Below are 19,313 nucleotides of genomic sequence, written 5' to 3'. Positions count from 1 at the left end.
ACTAATTAATAACCGAATGAAACAAAAACAATTTTTAATCTTTTCCCTGTTAAGCTTCTTCTGCCTCTTCCAACTGGCAGCACAACAGGAAATGCAACCACTGCCTATCGATCCGCAGGTTCGCTACGGTAAGCTGTCGAACGGATTGACGTATTATATCCGTCACAACGAACTACCTAAAGAGCGAGCCGACTTCTATATTGCGCAAAACGTAGGCTCCATATTGGAAGAAGAGAACCAGCGCGGACTGGCACACTTCCTGGAACATATGGCTTTCAACGGATCAAAAAACTTTCCGGATAAAGGGATGGACGAATTCACCGAGAGTGTAGGTATGCGCGGCGGCGAGAATTTCAATGCTTATACCAGCTTCGATGAGACAGTGTATATGATCATGAATGCTCCGGTCACCCGTGAAAGCGTAGTAGACTCCTGCCTGTTGATTCTGCATGACTGGTCGAACTTCATCACACTGGCCGATTCCGCCATAGAGAAAGAACGGGGCGTGATCCGTGAGGAATGGCGTACGCGTCAGGATGCGCAGGCACGTCTCTGGGAGCAGCAACTGCCGAAGATGTATCCGGACAGCCGTTATGCTCACCGCATGCCGATCGGAACGATCGATGTGATCAACAACTTCAAACCGAACGAACTACGCGACTACTACCACAAATGGTATCGTCCCGACCTGCAGGCCATTATCATTGTTGGAGACATCGATGTCGATAAAGTGGAAGCAGCTGTTAAAAAGATCTTTGCCGATATCCCGGCTCCGGTAAATCCGGCTCCCCGCAAAATGTTTGAAGTGGCAGACAACGATATGCCGCTAATCTCCATTGCTACCGATAAGGAGGCCTCGAACACGATCCTGTCTATCTTCTACAAACATGAAAAGATGCCGCAGGAGATGTATGGTACGATTGCCGGAGTGGTAAAAGATTATATCCAAAGCGTTGCAGCCACGATGATGAACGAACGTTTCAACGAAATGGTGCAGAAAGCCAATCCCCCCTTCGTTGCAGCACAAGCTTCAGACGGCGATTATATGATATCGAAGACAAAAGGTGCCTGGTCGGTAGCCGCATTGGTTAAAGACAATGAAGTGGACTCTGCCATGAATGCGCTGGTCACAGAGACAGAACGCGTAAAACGTTTCGGTTTCACTCCTTCTGAATACGACCGGGCCCGTATCAACGTGCTCAAACAATACGAATCGCTTTACAACGACCGCGACAAACAACGTAACAGTGCCTTCACCAACGAATATGTACGCCACTTTACCGAAGGTGGATATATTCCGGGTATTGAAACGGAATACGCGTTGATCGGGCAGATCGCCCAGGCTGTCCCGGTTGAACAGGTCAACAAATATATCCAGGATATGATCGGCGAACGGAATATCGTTATCAGCCTGACCGGCCCGGAAAAGGAAGGTGTCACTTATCCTACCGACGAACAGCTGCTCCGCGATTTTATGAAAGCGCAACGTATTCCGGTAGAACCTTATAAAGAAACACTTTCGAACGAACCTTTAATCTCGGAACTACCCGCCCCGGGTAAAATCACGGAGAGCAAGGAAGATCCTTTGTTCGGTGCCACCGTACTGACCTTAAATAACGGGATTAAAGTAGTACTGAAACATACCGATTTCAAAAAAGACGAGATCATTATGACGGCAACCAGCCCGGGCGGAAGCACCTTATTCGGAAATAAGGATATCGACAACCTGAAAGTATTCAACGAAGTCATCGACCTGGGTGGCTTGGGAAATTTCTCGGCTATCGACCTCAACAAGATGCTGGCCGGCAAGAAAGTATCCTGCTCTACTTCACTGGGAATGGATAGCGAAAACGTGAACGGCTCATCCACACCTTCCGACCTGAAGACGTTATTCGAGTTGATCTACCTCAATTTCACGGCTCCGCGTATGGATGAAGAAGCGTACAAATCTTTTGAAAACCGTATGATCGCCCAGTTGAAAAATGTGGAACTGAATCCGATGGTAGCCTTCAGCGACTCACTGACGAAAGCGATCTATAATAATAACCCGCGTGCCATGCGTATCGATCCGGCCGATTTCAAGAATATCAGTTATCCGCGTATCATGGAAATGTACAAGGAACGCTTCGGCGATGCCTCCGGTTTTGTCTTTACTTTCGTAGGAAACATCAATACCGACAGTATCCGTCCATTGGTGGAACAATATCTGGCAACTCTGCCTGCCAACGGTAAAATAGAACAGGGAAATGTAAAAGAGGTTCCCCCCATCCGTAAAGGTGAATACGTAAATCGTTTCAAACGTCAGATGGAAACCCCGAAAGCTTCCGTCGTAAACTTCTATTCCGGAGAAATGGATTACAACCTGGAAAACATCATCACGGCCACCATGTTGAAACAGGTGCTCGACCTGGTGTATATGGAAAAGGTACGTGAAGAAGAAGGCGGTACATACGGTGTACAGACCTCTGCCCGTATCTCTTCTTTCCCCAAAGGACAAACCTTCCTGCAGGCTTATTTCGACACCGATCCTGACAAACGGGAACAGATGAACACAATCGTACGCAACGAACTGAAACGTATCTCCGATATCGGTCCGCGTCCGGAAGATTTCAAAAAGACGCAGGACAATATCCTGAAACGTCATGCAGAGAACCAACAGGAAAATGGTTACTGGCTGAATACGCTGGATAATTATTACTACAAAGGATTCGACGCCGCAACGAAATATGTCGAAACAGTCAACAGCATCACTCCTGCCAAAATACAGGCCTTCACCAAAAAGCTACTTGGCCAGGGAAATAGTATCGCGGTGGTGATGGAGCCGTAATACGATATAACATTCGCCAAATTTAAAATAAGAAAGTATCTCATACGAGTTCTGTCCTATTTTAAATTTGGCAATTTTATTGAAATATCACTTTGTTTATTTTACTTTTGTACAGAAAACTACGAATATGAGAACTTTATCTTACTTATTTTCTATCCTTATTGTCTTTTTGTGTATCAGTTTTAATGGATATTCGCAAGAATTGACAACCGAACTAAACACTGGTTATAAAGTGGGAGATTATGAAGTGTTTGTATTTACCGAAGGTTCAGGAGATGCGGAGACGGGCTTATTGATAGACGCGCCAACAGATATAACCGCTAAATATGCTCCAAACGGAACCTTCCCGATCGCAACAAACGTTGTATTGGTAAAAGGGAAAGGCAAGGTATGGCTCATAGATACCGGCTACGGATGGAAAATTTTCGAGCAAATGAAGAATCTTGGTATTGAATGCCAGGATGTAGATCAAATACTATTGACACATATGCATGGAGACCATGTAGGAGGGATGCTGTTGGATGGAAATCCTGTTTTCGTAAACTCATCGATAGCCGTAGGCGACAAAGAACTGGCTTATTGGAGCAGTGATGTAGAAATGAACAAATTCCCGCCCGACCAGCGCAAAAATTTCCATACAGTGCAGAAGATAAAGGAACAATACGGTACGAAAGTCAAAACAGTACAAGCTCTTGCGCTCGACGGGGATTACGGTGACGGCATCTTCCCGATAGAGGCCTACGGACATACCCCGGGACATATAATGTATCTCATCTCCGACGGCGGCGAAAAGCTACTGGTATGGGGAGACCTGACACATGCCCTGGCTATACAGATGCCACACCCCGAGATATCGGTAACCTATGACGTCGATCCCGACATGGCACGAAAAACACGCCTCAAAGTGTTGGAATACCTAGCCGACAAGGACATCACTGTAATAGGAATGCATGTTCCGGTTCCACAACCGGGAAAGATTGTGAAAGATGAAATTTCCGGAGGATACAAGTTTTTATCAAAAGTTATCCGGACAGGGAAATAGTATTCATTAGATTATATCAGTGAAAAGTTATACTATCAGATGAACTCCTAAAGATAAAGGAAGGAGAGTCCATTATTTGTTTTTTAAATAGCTTCATTTTCTGAGAATTACAATTATCTATGACTATAACGATTCTATTTTTGTCTTCCAATATCCCCCAATAATCAAGATTAAGGTTATTCAGTTTTATTTGATTCTCTTTCTTATAAATAACTACGTTTAGACTATCTACAATTTGCATTAAGGCATTATATGAATATTCACAAGATTGTACAATAAACTCACTACCTTCCAACATCTTTACTAAATCTTGTTTGTTTTCTATTGTATCTCCTGTAACCAAAATAGTCAAAACACCATCACTATTATTATAACTACCACCATAATAGTCAGGAAGTCTATTTTCCAATGTCATACGCTTCAATATTTTAATATATTGTCCTGTTATATTCAGCTGCCTCATACGTATCTCATTCTTCGCATATTGCTCATTTTCAAGCATTGAAAAGCCAATAAAAGTATCATTCTTGCATGAATACTTTATTTCTCCTGGACATATATCAGTATCAGACTTAGATTTATCACGACATGAGTAATACAAAAAAGAAAGAAAAAATATAATAAACTTCACCTGTTGTCTTATTCCTAGCTTCATAGACACCTACTATATTAATTAGAATCTGAATATACAATACAAAAATTATTAGATAAACCATCCTATTTTCCTCTTAGGAAAGTACAAGTAAATTCAACCTAAAACCTTTTCTAACAAGCATAAAAACAATATTATTTATTCCATTATTGCAGGTCCCGATGAATTTTCAAATACAAATACAGGAGCATTCATAATTTTTTCCTTAAATAAATCTATTTTCGTTTGATTACAATCTTTCAACTTTATATAAATACTATTTTTATGAATACTTAAGCCAAATTGTTTCAATCCAACTTCCTGAATAATACTATCATTATCAACATTTTTATAAAAAGAAACAAGCTCATTCAAAATAGACTTCAGCATAGAATAAGAATATTTTCCCGATTGCACAAGAAAATCATTTCTACCGATCTTTTTAGCTATTGCTTTCCTATGCAAATTCGTATCACCAACGATAATAATTACAACATTTTTAAACTCATCAATATAAAGTCCTCCACAATAATCCTGATATCCAAAAAGAGAATTATCTCCATCTATTTTACAAAAAGAAGCTATACTATTAATCAACACCAAAGCATCTTTTTCACGGTTTAGTAAAACCTCACTGTTTACTGAGACTTGCTCTGAATTATTCTGCCTCTTGCCACAAGAAAAAATAAACAAGAAAATTATAATACAGATAACACAATTTTTCATATCTTATTTTAATTATAAAATACAAGTGGGGAGAACTCTCCCCACTCATTAGTAGATAATCTTAATACATTGTGAGATTTAATACTCTATTTATTTCACTACCCTTTATAAAATATCTTTCTCCATATACCGATGCTGCACAATGAATACCCAAAGGTTTATTATAACTGTCGTAAACAACACCTCCACTATCACCTGGGCCACTGGCGTAGTTTGTTCTTACAACATTTGTAAGATAGACCCTTTGAGTTGATCCAGTTGAACCTATTTTAAACTCAAATTCTCCATTGTCGTCCACATCTTGTATAGAACCACTAGAAGCTCTTTGTGTAGTTGCACCCTCCATATAGACACTACCACCTGACCACAAATTACCTAAAGAAGAAGCTAAAGATTTATTTCCGTATTGTGTTATTTGTCCAATAGTACTGCCAGAATAGACTTCACAAAATGCTGCATCAACGCTTCCTGACATTGTACTTGATAAACAGGTTCCTATTTGCATTCCATTATGATAAAGTCCCGTACCACTATAAGGAAGAAAATGTGAAGACACAACAATACCCGGAATTCCATACTGTTTTGCTCTGTATCCTATTGAAGCCAACCCCGTCAATGTACTTGGAGTGTTCCATACTGCCCCACCCGGTTTTAAGTTTGCTTCAAAAACTGGAACTCCATTACTTTTTTTGAAAACAAAAGTAGGAGAGTCTAAAACAGTTTGTTTAAAAAGACTTATCTTATCTGCTGATAAATCTTCCAGTTTAATATTAATTCTATTCTCCACAGTGTTTAGAGAGAACGCACGCATCGTTGTTGCATCAATAGTCGCTCTATTATTTTCGTCCAGATACAAAATTTTTAATTCTTCTATTACTTTATTTAATTTTCCATAAGAGTAATCACAAGATACAACCAAAATGTCGCTACTTTGTGTCCGTTTAACAAAATCTTTTTTATATACCGCTGTATCCCCTTTAACAAGAATAACAAAACGTTTATCTTTATTAATATAGGCACCACCATAATAATCGGGATATTTTGGTTGTTCTCCTGACCTAGTTTCTACTCTTGGAAACGATTTCAACAAGTTTTCTCCTAATATTAAGGCTTGTTTTTCGGTCTCCACCAAGCTCTGTTCAATTACATTCACATCCTCAACTGGATTATCCATTAAATTATCCGTACAGGATACTACTAACAACATGGCTATTAATGCCAATAAACTGAATAATGTTTTTCTCATGACTTTCCCTTTTAATATTGATACTATTCAACAAACATACGGGTATATTGAGAATACATTACTACTTCAAAATTCAAATATACGACAGTAAAATGAATCTATATTAATAAATACAAGAGATTCCCATATTTTTTTCTTTTTCTGTTTAATGGTTCAGACATTATTCTAACTTTGTACTGGAACATTGAAAAATACAGCTCCACACAAACACAATCCGTTTAGCAAAAAAGATATTATGGATCGCATACATAATGTTGCTAGTAACAAATTATCCATCAGTCAATATTTTGATTTTTGGTGGATAGAAGAAAGAAGTAATAGAGTGTTTGTTTTTTTGAATAAATTTGATGATGGAGTAATTGCAGAATTTAAACAAACGGCATCAGACTCACCAGCCATTGAATTTAAACAATCTCCAGGCAGAATACAAACTGAAGCATCTCTTTCTCCAGGTCAGCTTATTTCAGGAACCATGTCAACTCCAAGTTCTGTAGGATATAGAGTAACCAGATATGGTCAACACGGAGTTATTATGGCAGGGCATACAACTTTTAAGAATGAAGTATTTCGCGTCAATGGTATAAATGTTGCAAAATGTGAAATTAGTTCAGGTTTTTTATTACTATATAACTATCTGATGAAAGAATTTAAATATCTAGAATTAATACTTATTTGTTTGTTTTTTTCATGCAAAGAGAGTAATCACACTAAAGAAAAAATTATCGAGAATAAAAATGTGATTAAAAACATAAAATCAGACAAACAAGGAAATGCAGAACAAGCAGTTCAAGAACCGGCATTTAATGATTACCAAGAAATTAAAAAACTTTTTGGGAATGGAGATAAGCTACGTCTATTAAAAACGAAAGATTATCCATCATATTATGGAGGATCATATACTAATAAAAAAGGTCAGCTCATAATATTCATAACTGGAGATACCTTAAAAGCAAAAGAGATCTTTAGCGAAAGAACAAATAAGACAAATACTATTTTTCAGAGTTGTGAGTATTCTTATCGAACTTTGAATAAAATCATGGACACTATAAGTTACAAAACAAATAACAAAATACCCACGTCAAAATATCTTGATTATTGGTGGATAGAAGAAAAAGAAAATAGAGTTTTCGTCTTCCTAAATAAATTGAATGATGAAGTTATATCAGAATTCAAACAAAATATAATAGATTCACCAGCTATTGTTTTCAAAAAATCATCGGGAAGAATTGTTTATGATTAATATATTAAAGATATACAAAGTATGAAACAAGTCTTCACAATATTGACTATATTACTATTCCTTTGTTACTGCACAAACCCTGACAAGGATAATTCTATTAACTCAAATCCGGATTTGGCTCAAAAAAAGTTTTTAGAGCAAAAGAATAAGTCAGAGGGGGAAGCTTATCCCCTTAAACCCGAATATTGGCCAAGAAGAATTTCACTGGCATCATATAGAAAAAACTTATTAATAATCAGAGATTATTATAGAGAAAAGAAAAAATACCCAGATTTCTATGGTGGGAGCTTTACCAATGATGATTATAATCTTATAATTTATATTGTAGGAGATACTTTAAAAGGAAAAAAAGAAATGGCTAAAATTCTTAATAGTACAGGATTTTCTATCAAATCATGCAATTTTTCATATAACCACCTAACAAAGGTAGATAGTATATTGACCAAATTCCTTCAAGACAAAAAAAACAGTTCTATGATTGATAGTATCAAGATAGTAAGTCATATGCTGAATTTTAAGGACAATCACATATCTGTAAGACTAAAAGAATGTAATGATACTATTATAAATATCTTTAAAAATAATATTTTAGATGATAAATGCATTGTCTTTATAGAAGATAGCTCCGATGTTGTTCCTGTGATAATATATTAATTTTTTCATCTTTACTCCCCACAAAATGAATCTACATTAATAAATGCAAGGCCTTCTCATAAATTTTTCTTTTTTTGTTTGACGGTTCAGACATTATTCTATCTTTGTGCTGTGGCTTTGAAAATACAACGCCACACAGTCTATTGAGCAAAAGAAAAATCGTATGGAGACAAATATAGCCTTACTAATCGAACAATCCGTAAACACACTCGACTCCTTAAACAGAGGTTTACGACTAACCCCAGAAGAACAATTATTTTTCATTATGAAGCAATAAGTCTGTTGCATATATGAAAATAATCAATGTGGATGCTAAAATAAGAATAAATCAATAAGTTAAAATATTTTGTATTTATATTTTTTGCCAAAATATAATAAGCTTCACCTGTTGTCTTATTCCTAGCTTCATGGATACCTACTATATTATTAGCATCTGAATATATAACACCTCCACTATCACCTTCGTTACAACTATATCTTACCGCAGTAACATTAGTGATCGTAACGCTCATTCCACCTACTGTACCTGATATAGTTAGATTTGTCGGGTTACAGCCCCCATTAATAACCACTAACCATACCTTCCATATTAACTATGCTATTTACTCTCATAGTTTCATCTCTATTGGATAATACATTTCTTTGTGTTGTGACATTACTAGCAGAGAAAAAAGCTCCAGTAGGAACAAATGCGGCATCTACAGCACCATAAACTTGCAATTTACTCGTATATCCAACTAATTCATTATAATAATATACCGGAACATTTAACCTTTTCGCTACATGTCCTGACATAATAAAGCCCGGAGCTCCATTAAGCAACGCTCTATAACCCATTGATCCTTCTCAATATTAATCTTCAAGGGGAACTATTTCTGTTTTAGGAACTGGTTCAACATCATAATTACCATCTTTTGTTTTTACTATTCTCAATAGACCTTCTTTGATTAATTCATCCCAGGAATCGACTAGCATTACAATAAACTGAAAAAGGTCCTCAGCTATATTAATTTCGCTGCCTGATTCAATTTTTAAAACTAGTTTATCATTTCGTAAGGTTAGATGTTTTTTAGCTCGTTCTAGTGCAAGAGTGTAAATAACCTGATTATATGCACGATCTTCCACTAAACCAGTATGATAGTTAATAGGAGCTATCGCATCATCAGACATAGGCCGCTTGGTCATGAGAAAATCAGAATCTGTTATGAAAGCTCGTACTTTATACGCATTTTCCCATGCTCTTTTATTCGCAAACTCAATCATAATATTTTCTTGTTCATTTTCTTCGCGAGTTGTAATATCCTTCTGCGAATCAAAATTCTCTTTACCCGAATCTTGTGAATCATCATTCAATACAATTGAGTCTGACGTAGTTGAAAGATAATATTCACTTTCCGCTTTAAGACAACGCGGCTTTGTAAAGGTATAACTTATTCTATATTTACCTGGTCGATTGTCAAATATAGAGAATTTTGCTTTAACTTTACTTTTCGCAGGTAGCTTCCATAACATATGGACTGGGACAAACCTAGGTGGAGTTTTCGCGTTTTCCCATCTCCCAATACTATCGTTATAATATTCACGAGCAATATCACCACTACCATAATAAGCATCTTCATCCGAGTGATTTATAAGAACAATAGGTATTGCATTAGATAAAACAGAGAATGTATCAGGAACTATTATCAATTCATACACTGTTGTATCCGAAAGAATTGAAACAGGCATTATTACTGCTTTATAATCAGAAATTATCCGCTCTTTCTTTTTTTGTACACAACCGTACAAAAAGAAGATAATTGAGATTATTATATAAATAGCTTTCATATATGCAAAGATATAAAGGAAGTTCATTCTAATGGGTATATGCCTCAACCAGCTGTTGTTTACCAAACATTATAGCTGATTGATCTTTCACCATGCGTTTGATTGTAGAACGATTTTCTTCTGTATCATTACGAAGTACTACCACTACCCGATTCTCTTCATTAGAAACATAAATATTATCTGTATCAACTTCATGATTACACGTGTATAACGTCTTTTTCAAACGTGCCAATTCATTATATGAATATGTACATCTTTGAAGAACCAGATTTCTAACACTTATCCTTTGAGATATATCAGTTAAGGCTTGAATAGAATCTCCAGTAAAATTTATAATTAACTTTAACCTTCCATAATCTACAAAAGCACCACCATAATAATCAGGATATTTAATTTCATCATAAGGCATGATATATAAGTGTTCCATAATACTTGTAGACAAATGGTTCTTAGGTAAAAAGGAATTTAAATACTCGATAAAGTTATAATTGATATCCTTTATTGTCTCTACTTCATTATTCCTAGGCTCACATGCGAAAAGAGATAAAAGTAATACATTAATAAATATATAAATCTGTTTCATATAAAAAGAATAAATGTGGATGCTAATATAAGAAATAAATTAAGAGACTAAAGTCATTTTTCATTTATATCAACCTTTTCCTAAAGAAATCATTGTATCTTAATATACATATAGCATACTAAGATACAAATAATTAATATTTAATAGCCACTCACACTAAAAGCTGAGTTTATATTTGATGCTTTGGTTACATATGTTACTCCACTGGAACCTCCTTCAACTATTCCTATTATATTTGCAGAACTTCCACTACGAGCATATGCAGGACCACCACTATCACCATGACCTGCGTATATACTAGTCGCAATATGATCCGTTAAATGGACATTATCATCCTTTACTGTAAACTGTGCACTTGTTGAGGTGATTAAGCCTTGAGTTTCACCAGAGACAGCTCCATACTTATAAATATATTGACCTACAACAGCACTTTGGACTGTTGATGTAAGTGTAACACTTCCATTACCTATACGGTTAGAAAAATTCACATATCCTGTCGACTCACAGTATGCAGCATCTATATTACCTCCATACTGTACTTTGTCACATCTTGCAATCTGTACCCCGTTATCTGTAATCATTTGATTTGTGGATTTTACAGCATGTCCTGCAGTTATAAATCCATCAGAACCATACCAAGAATTTACACGGTAACCAAAAGTAAAACTACCATAAAAACCAGATAGTCCATAACCAGGATAAGGATCAACATATTTTTGAACCTTTTCTTCAGTTTGAACAAATGTTATAGCAGGAGAATCTATAATCTGAGATCTGAACTCATTAATATTCGATTCACTACAATTTAAAAGTTTTACTTCAATACAATTTTCTTTATCCATTATACTAACAACTGCTATATTATCCATAAGAGTCGGATTCGCATTACTAATGATGTAATCTGTAATTCGAAAATTTATCTCCAATAATTCATTATATGAATAAGTACAAGATTTAGTAATACAGTCATCTGTTCCTGTAGTAGTTAAAATAGTACTTCTTCCTTGAATTGTATCCCCAGTAACATAAACGACCAATTCTTGATTTTCATTAATATAACAACCTCCATAATATTCTGGATAATTTACATTAGAATTAGATTTTGTTCTGCCTGATTGAAAAGAAGATATTAATCTATCAAAAGCATCTAAGGCTTTGCTTTGATCTACTAATTTAACATCAATCATAGAACTGTTTTCCACTTTCTCATTTTTCGTGTTCAGATTATCAATTATATCATCCGAGCAAGACGGCATAAGAAAAGGCGCCACCATTAATAATAAAAATAGTTTCTTTTTCATGTTAATCCTTTATTAATTAGACATACACCAAAATTAACGCATTTAAATTAGTTGATTATTGAACCTATCTTCATAAAGCTCATAATTTCATGAAAATAAATGAATTAATAATCTTATCTTGTAATAATAGGAGCATAATCTCCATAATTTATAAACAGTAATCAATAATATAGAACAAAGACTATAAAGCCATGATAAATCATAGTACTTTTGTATTCTTGTTATTCAACATATAAATTATGAAACAAGTATTTATAGCATTGATCATATTACTATTTCTTTGCAACTGTACAGGTTCTAAAAAGGATAGTTCGATCAATTCAAATCCAGATTTAGTTCAAAAAAAGATTTTGAAACAAAAGAATAAGTCAGAGGGGGAAGCTTATCCCCTTAAACCCGAATATTGGCCAAGAAGAATTTCACTGGCATCATATAGAAAAAATTTCTCGAAAATCAGAGATTATTATAGAGAAAAGAAAACTTTTCCGGATTTCTATGGTGGAAATTTTACCGATGATGATTATAATCTTATAATTTATATCGTAGGAGATACTTTGAAAGGAAAAAAAGAAATGGCCAAAATTCTTAATAGTACAGACTTTTCTATCAAATCATGCAATTTTTCGTACAACCACCTGACAAAGGTAGATAGTATATTGACCAAATTCCTTCAAGACAAAAAAAACAGTTCTATGATTGATAGTATCAAGATAGTAAGTCATATGCTGAATTTTAAAGACAATCATATATCTGTAAGACTAAAAGAATGTAATGATACTATTATAAATATCTTTAAAAATAATATTTTAGATGATGAATGTATCGTCTTTATAAAAGATGATCCTAGTGCTCCTATAATAGCAGATTAAATATTCCATCTTTACTCCCCACAAAATGAATCTACATTAATAAATACAAGGCATTCTCATAAATTCTTCTTTTTTTGTTTGACGGTTCAGACATTATTCTATCTTTGTGCTGGGGCTTTGAAAATACAACGCCACACAGTCCATTGAGCAAAAGAAAAATCGTATGGAGACAAATATAGCCTTACTAATCGAACAATCCGTAAACACACTCGACTCCTTAAACAGAGGTTTACGACTAACTCCAGAAGAACAATTATTTTTCTGTGAACACTTTAAACGGGAAGAAATAAAGAAAAATGAGTTTTCTATCAGAATCGGTGATTATGAAAACTATCTTTACTTTATAGAAAAAGGCATTCTTCGTTATTGGACTACTACCAGCCATAATGACCCCGATAAAGAAATCACCTTTTGGTTTTCCTTTCCTGGGGAATTTGCAAACTCATATTTTTCTCTAAAGCAGAAAGAACCTTCTTGCATAAATATTCAGGCTCTGACTAATTGCGTAATCTGGAAACTGGCAAAGCAAGATTTAGTCGATTTATATGAAACCTCATTGAATATAAATAAAATAGCACGAATCGTTCTAGAAGATGCTTTAGTTCGGAAAATTACTCGAGAAATACAATTATTGGGATTTTCATGTGAAGAAATTTATAAAGAACTTATTATAAAAAACAAAGAATTCATTCAACAAATCCCATTGAAATATATAGCCTCTTATATAGGAGTTACTCCCCAGACATTAAGTCAGATTCGCAAGAAAACACATTAATTTATAAATAAGACTGTTTACCATATGCAAAACAAATAGATGATTATATTTCATACAGACATCAGATCCAACATCTGCCCTACCGCATTATCTCGTTAACAGGTTCAAATGATTACCTGGGACTTTCACATCACCTGGAAGTCATTGAGAAGGAATAAAAGCCCTTAAGCAGTACGGAGCAGGGGTAGGAGCCAGCCCTCTGATTGGTGGTCATAATCTCCTGCACGAGCAACTGGAACAGGAAATCGCCCGTTTTCTGAAAAACGAGTACGCGATAATATACCCCTCCGGCTATGCATACAACCAAAGATCTGGATGAAACTTTAGATATTCTGAATCAATTAAGTACACATATAATCTTACGAAAAAGTAACTAAAAAACAAATAAAGAGGATAAATTCATCCTCTTTTTTTATCTTTGATCCGTAAACCTTAAATTAGACAACAATGTATATCAGGATAATACTATTATTTATCATTCCTTCATTCGTTTGTTCAGGATATGCCGACGGGCAATCAGTATCCGATAACATCGAAAAAATGCTGCAAAGCCTTGACTCGCTCCTTGCTGAAAAAGAGACTTTTGTCGTTGCCAAAGAGAAGCGGATCGAAGAACTGAGAAAAATGGAACAGAAAGTCCAAACGGAAGAAGAACAGTACTGGATGAACAAACTGTTCTATGAAGAATTTATGGTATACGACAGCGATTCGGCATTAAGTTACATACAGAAAAACCTGAATATCGCCCGGAAACTGAATAATCTGCAGTGGATAGCACAATGGAATATCGAACAATCTTTTATATTATCGGCTACCGGATTCCTGAAAGAAGCACTGGATGCCTTGAATGAGATAAATGTAGATAATCTGTCATCTTATACCAAAACGGATTATTACGGACAGATGATGTATCTTTATTCGCATTACGGTCAATATTCCGGGGAAGATTCCCAGCAAAGTATACTTTATTATGCCCAGGAAAAGATATACCGAGATTCCATTTTTTCCAGTATACCGGATAATCATCCCTATTATCTATGGTACAGAGGATGGCAGTATAACGGAACTCCTATGGCAGAAGAGGTAAAAGAACAGTTGAGATTATCGCTGGCTTCTGCTTCGTTCGATTCCAGGAAGGAGGCTATGAATGCATATATTTTAGCAATAATGAATAGAGACGAAGGTAACGAAGAGGAATATCTTCGTTACCTCATCTTATCAGCCATGGCTGATATCCGGTCGGCTAACCATGATATCGCATCATTGGAAGAACTGGGAAAAACCCTTTTAGAAAGAGGTGCCACAGACCGCGCCTATTCTTATCTCAATTATTGCCTCGGATGTGCACAGTTATACAAAAACAGAATACGTATGATCGGTATTTCCTCTGCATTGGACGCCATCCATAAAACCTATGAACAAAGAAATAAAAAACAGGAAGCCGATTTACGCCGGTATCTATTCATCGTAAGCACGTTATTATTAGTTCTGCTTGCAGCCATATTCTTCATCGGATTACAAATGAAACGGCTGAAGGAGTCACGAAAGAAACTGAACAAAGCCAACCAGAGCCTGAATAAACACGTCGAAGAACTGGAACAGGCTCATGGGCAACTGGCCGAAGTGAATAATCAGCTCCAATCATTGAACGAACAGTTATTGGAAACCAACAATAAACTGACGGAATCAAACTATGTCAAAGAAGAATATATCGGTTATGTATTCAATATATGTTCAAACTATATCAGTAAACTCGATGAATACAGGAAAAATATAAACCGGAAGATCAAAACCGGAATGATAGACGAAGTGAAAAAGATGACGGATAGTTCTTCAATGGCTTCCAATGAACTAAAAGAATTTTACCGCAATTTCGATGCCATCTTCCTACATATCTATCCGGATTTTGTTTCCGACTTTAATGCATTGCTCGAACCGGATAAACAGATCATGCCTAAAGAAGGAGAATTATTAAACACCGAACTACGTATCTATGCATTAGTCCGTCTGGGGATCAGCGACAGTGTAAAAATAGCCGAATTCCTCCATTGCTCTGCCCAGACAGTCTATAACAACCGGCTGAAAACACGTAGCAAAGCAATCGTACCCAAAGAACATTTTGCAGAAATTGTAAAATCTTTAGGAAAAATAGAGCGCTAAAATGGACTTGAAAGCCTCCTTAACCTTATAAAACAACTTACTTTTTATTGGTATATAAAATTTATAAAAAGCTATGGATCAGCAATATAATAAATACATTAATTTACTTCTGCTGTTTACCAGACTATTGAAGCCCACAAACCACACTTTACTTTTGCAAATACAATAAAAGTAAAAAACAATTAGTATGTTAACTTTAAAATGTATTTATCTTATGAAGAACATTTTATTTAAACGGAGGTATTATGGAGGTATCATCCCCATCCTATGCCTGTTATTATTATTCCCGACACTTACATTCGCCCAGAAGTTCACGATCAGTGGACAAGTAAAAGACACCCAGGGCGAACCAGTCATCGGTGCAAATGTTATTATAAAAGGAACGACCAACGGAACCATTACAGACCTGGATGGTATGTTCTCTATTCCTGACGTTGAGCAAAGCTCCGTCCTGGAAATCTCTTTCATCGGTTATACACCTCAACTGGTAAAAATTTCTGACAACAAACCGTTAGTCATAACACTGGCAGAAGACAGTCAGGCACTGGACGAAATTGTCGTTGTGGGTTATGGTGTTCAGAAAAAGAGTGTGGTAACAGCGGCTATCAGCCGTGTAACAGCCGACGAACTGAATGCAGCCAAGCCTTCCCGTGTGGAAGATGCGCTGAAAGGAAAAGTTTCCGGTGTACAGATCACGCAAAGTTCCGGCCAGCCGGGATCAGATTCTAAAGTGCGTATCCGTGGTATCGGAACGGTCAATAACAGCGATCCGTTATATATCGTAGACGGTATGCCGGTAGACGGTGGTATCAACTACCTGAACCCGGTAGATATCCAGTCTGTTGAAATTCTGAAGGATGCCGCATCGGCAGCTATTTACGGAGCCCGTGCTGCCAATGGTGTTGTACTTGTAACGACCAAGAGCGGTAAAAGCGGTAAAGCGACGATCAACTACGATTTCAGCTACGGATGGCAGAATCCCTGGAAAAAGAAAGCAGTCCTGAACGCACGCGAATACATGACTATTATGAACGAAGCACAGGTGAACGACGGAAACCCTGCTCTTTACTCGCAGGAAGAAATTGCTTCCGCAGGTAACGGGACCGACTGGCAGGATGCCACTTTCAACTATGATGCTCCGGTTCAGCAACATCAGGTAAGTATTAACGGCGGTAGCGACAAAATGCAATATTTCCTTTCTTTAGGCTACTTCAATCAGGAAGGTATCGTAGGCGGCGACTATGGTAAATCAAACTACGACCGCTGGAGCCTTCGTTCTAACTCTACCTATGAAGTGTTTGAAGCACAAGATCGCAAATTCCTCAACAAACTGAAGGTAGGTGTCAATATCGGTTATTCCAGAGGTACGAATTCCACTGTCGAATCAAACTCGGAATACGGTTCTATCCTGGGTAGTGCCATCACGTTCTCTCCCCTGGTTCCCGTTTATGCCAACGAAAAAGAATCAGCTGAGATCCTGGAAAAATACCCGACAGCTGTCGTAGACAAAAACGGACGTGTATTTTCTTTGCCGCCTTCCGGTTATCAGGAATTGGCCAACCCGGTTGCCCAGTTGAATGCTCCTTCCGTAACAAAAAATAATGAAGACAAGTTCGTCGGCTCTTTCTGGGCCGAACTGGATGTACTTCCCGGACTGAAGTTCAAAAGCAGCTATGGTGCCGACCTGGCATTCTGGGGGGCCGACGGATATGGTTTCGAATATTATATGGGCTCTATGAAGAAAAACGAACAGAGCTGGGTACAAAGCGAAATGAACCGTGGCTACAGATGGCAGGTAGAAAACGTATTGACCTACAATAAAACATTCTTTGAAAAGAACAACCTGACAGTCGTTTTAGGACAGTCTGCACAAAGATACTCAGTTCGCAAACTGGGTGGTAGCGACTACGACTTGCTTGAAACAGACCCGAACAAGGCCAATATCAACTCTGCTACCGGCAGCCGCGACGACGAACGTACATGGGGTGGCACGGATGGTTACAACTTTACCGCCCTGGCTTCTTATTTCGGCCGTATCGATTATAACTACGACGAACGTTATATGTTACAATTCACAATGCGTCGCGACGGTTCTTCCCGCTTCGGACCGAATCATAAATGGGCTACATTCCCGGCATTGTCTGTCGGTTGGAATGTGTTGAACGAACCTTATATGCGACAATTCCAGAGCGACGTATTCAATTCTATGAAAGTACGTTTCAGCTGGGGTAAGAACGGTAACGAGAATATCGGTAATTTCCGTTATACAGCCCTGATGGACGGTGGACAAAACTACTATTTCGGTGGAGGTTACAGCGTAAAGGATAACGGTAAAACCGGAACAATGCAATATGGTTCTTCACCGGCAGCTATTGCCAATCCTAATATCAAATGGGAAGAGTCGGAACAGATCGACCTCGGTTTCGATGCCCGCTTCTTCAATAACGGTTTGAATTTCGGTTTCGACTATTTCAAGAAGAAAACGAACGGAATGTTAATGGATAAACCGATCCCAAGCTACGTAGGACAAAGCGCCCCGATGAGTAATGCCGGAAAAATGCAGAACTGGGGACTTGAATTCGAACTGGGCTGGAAGTCTTCTGTCAAAGATTTCAACTATTCAATCAGCGCCAACGCTTCTTACCTGAAAAACAAGCTGATCGACCTGGGTAACGCTTCCGGTCTGGCTACTTACGAAAGTGCCGGTGCATCCGGAGTAGGTGAATATGTACGGGCTACCAACGGGGATGTATGGCCCTACTTCTACGGAATGAAAACGGATGGTATCTTCCAGAATTGGGACGAAGTAAATGCCTATACGAACGATAAAGGCGAACTCTTACAGCCGAAGGCACAACCCGGTGACGTTCGCTTCGTAGATACGAATAAAGACGGAGTGGTAGATGATACCGACAGAACAAAGATCGGTAAAGGGATGCCCGATTGGACATTCGGTTTGACACTGGGCGCAGACTGGAAAGGATTCGACCTGAACCTATTCTTCCAGGGAACTTTCGGAAACGATATATTCGACTTCGCACAACGTGGCGATATCCCGGCAATGAACCGTCCGACATGGATACTCGACAGATGGATGGGTGAAGGTTCTTCCAACTCTATCCCCCGCATGACAGCTCAAAACCCGAACGGAAACTGGCGTTCTTCCGACCTGTATGTAAAGAACGGATCTTATGTACGCCTGAAAACAGCCCAGCTGGGATATACCCTGCCTACTATATGGACTAAGAAAGCGTCCATACAAAGACTAAGGGTATACGTATCGGCAGAGAACCTGTTCACATTCACCGGTTACGACGGTTTCGACCCGGAACTGGCCTCCGGCAATTATACTACGATCGGTGTGGATAAAGGTATCTATCCGCAATCAAGAACGATCTCTTTAGGAGCTAATATCACTTTCTAACATTTAAA

The 19,313-nt window shown here is 37.4% G+C and carries 15 protein-coding genes; 8 read left to right on the top strand and 7 right to left on the bottom strand.

What is annotated here, in order from left to right; translation table 11 throughout:
• The first annotated feature begins 16 nt into the window (after positions 1-16).
• Together M1P97_RS09480 and M1P97_RS09475 are read left to right on the top strand one after the other, a co-directional pair.
• Complete coding sequence (locus tag M1P97_RS09480; protein WP_249388935.1) at positions 17-2,827, top strand: M16 family metallopeptidase; 2,811 nt, start codon at positions 17-19, stop codon at positions 2,825-2,827.
• A 127-nt stretch (positions 2,828-2,954) separates the two neighbouring features.
• The gene (locus M1P97_RS09475) at positions 2,955-3,869 is read left to right on the top strand and encodes an MBL fold metallo-hydrolase (RefSeq protein WP_249388934.1); all 915 of its coding nucleotides are present in this window, start codon (positions 2,955-2,957) and stop codon (positions 3,867-3,869) included.
• Between the two features lie 16 nt (positions 3,870-3,885).
• On the opposite strand, the gene M1P97_RS09470 is transcribed toward M1P97_RS09475, so the two are convergent.
• The 3 genes from M1P97_RS09470 to M1P97_RS09460 form a co-directional block, all read right to left on the bottom strand.
• Positions 3,886-4,524: a hypothetical protein gene (locus tag M1P97_RS09470; protein ID WP_249388933.1), complete on the bottom strand. Its 639-nt coding sequence runs from the start codon at positions 4,522-4,524 to the stop codon at positions 3,886-3,888.
• Positions 4,525-4,659: 135 nt separating this feature from the next.
• Positions 4,660-5,226 carry a hypothetical protein gene (locus M1P97_RS09465; protein WP_249388932.1) on the bottom strand — a complete coding sequence of 189 codons (567 nt, stop codon included), beginning with the start codon at positions 5,224-5,226 and terminating at the stop codon, positions 4,660-4,662.
• Between the two features lie 61 nt (positions 5,227-5,287).
• Positions 5,288-6,472 (bottom strand): S1 family peptidase, encoded by a 1,185-nt coding sequence (locus M1P97_RS09460; RefSeq protein ID WP_249388931.1) that lies wholly within the window; start codon positions 6,470-6,472, stop codon positions 5,288-5,290.
• Between the two features lie 235 nt (positions 6,473-6,707).
• Here M1P97_RS09460 and M1P97_RS09455 point away from each other — a divergent pair, with 235 nt between their 5' ends.
• Positions 6,708-7,712, top strand: a complete 1,005-nt coding sequence (locus M1P97_RS09455) for a hypothetical protein (protein WP_249388930.1) — start codon at positions 6,708-6,710, stop codon at positions 7,710-7,712.
• A 21-nt stretch (positions 7,713-7,733) separates the two neighbouring features.
• Positions 7,734-8,366 (top strand): hypothetical protein, encoded by a 633-nt coding sequence (locus tag M1P97_RS09450; protein ID WP_249388929.1) that lies wholly within the window; start codon positions 7,734-7,736, stop codon positions 8,364-8,366.
• A gap of 561 nt (positions 8,367-8,927) precedes the next feature.
• On the opposite strand, the gene M1P97_RS09445 is transcribed toward M1P97_RS09450, so the two are convergent.
• The 4 genes from M1P97_RS09445 to M1P97_RS09430 all read right to left on the bottom strand — a co-directional run bounded on the left by M1P97_RS09445 (position 8,928) and on the right by M1P97_RS09430 (position 12,077).
• A complete protein-coding gene (locus tag M1P97_RS09445; RefSeq protein ID WP_249388928.1) occupies positions 8,928-9,203 on the bottom strand; it encodes a hypothetical protein in 276 nt (91 codons plus the stop codon).
• Positions 9,204-9,218: 15 nt separating this feature from the next.
• Positions 9,219-10,193 (bottom strand): hypothetical protein, encoded by a 975-nt coding sequence (locus tag M1P97_RS09440; protein ID WP_249388927.1) that lies wholly within the window; start codon positions 10,191-10,193, stop codon positions 9,219-9,221.
• 28 nt (positions 10,194-10,221) lie between these two features.
• Positions 10,222-10,776: a hypothetical protein gene (locus tag M1P97_RS09435; protein ID WP_249388926.1), complete on the bottom strand. Its 555-nt coding sequence runs from the start codon at positions 10,774-10,776 to the stop codon at positions 10,222-10,224.
• Between the two features lie 140 nt (positions 10,777-10,916).
• Positions 10,917-12,077 (bottom strand): S1 family peptidase, encoded by a 1,161-nt coding sequence (locus M1P97_RS09430; RefSeq protein ID WP_249388925.1) that lies wholly within the window; start codon positions 12,075-12,077, stop codon positions 10,917-10,919.
• 239 nt (positions 12,078-12,316) lie between these two features.
• Between M1P97_RS09430 and M1P97_RS09425 the strand changes: the two genes are divergently transcribed.
• The 4 genes from M1P97_RS09425 (at position 12,317) to M1P97_RS09410 (ending at position 19,305) form a co-directional block, all read left to right on the top strand.
• A complete protein-coding gene (locus M1P97_RS09425) occupies positions 12,317-12,946 on the top strand; it encodes a hypothetical protein (protein WP_249388924.1) in 630 nt (209 codons plus the stop codon).
• A gap of 163 nt (positions 12,947-13,109) precedes the next feature.
• Complete coding sequence (locus M1P97_RS09420) at positions 13,110-13,721, top strand: Crp/Fnr family transcriptional regulator (protein WP_249388923.1); 612 nt, start codon at positions 13,110-13,112, stop codon at positions 13,719-13,721.
• Between the two features lie 447 nt (positions 13,722-14,168).
• Positions 14,169-15,881 (top strand): DUF6377 domain-containing protein, encoded by a 1,713-nt coding sequence (locus M1P97_RS09415; protein ID WP_249388922.1) that lies wholly within the window; start codon positions 14,169-14,171, stop codon positions 15,879-15,881.
• 214 nt (positions 15,882-16,095) lie between these two features.
• Positions 16,096-19,305: a SusC/RagA family TonB-linked outer membrane protein gene (locus tag M1P97_RS09410; RefSeq protein WP_249388921.1), complete on the top strand. Its 3,210-nt coding sequence runs from the start codon at positions 16,096-16,098 to the stop codon at positions 19,303-19,305.
• Positions 19,306-19,313 lie beyond the last annotated feature (8 nt).

The organism is Parabacteroides leei (genome assembly GCF_023369805.1).
Taxonomy (GTDB): domain Bacteria; phylum Bacteroidota; class Bacteroidia; order Bacteroidales; family Tannerellaceae; genus Parabacteroides; species Parabacteroides leei.
Note: the sequence above shows the minus strand (reverse complement) of the source record. Positions and strands in the feature narration are given on the sequence as shown.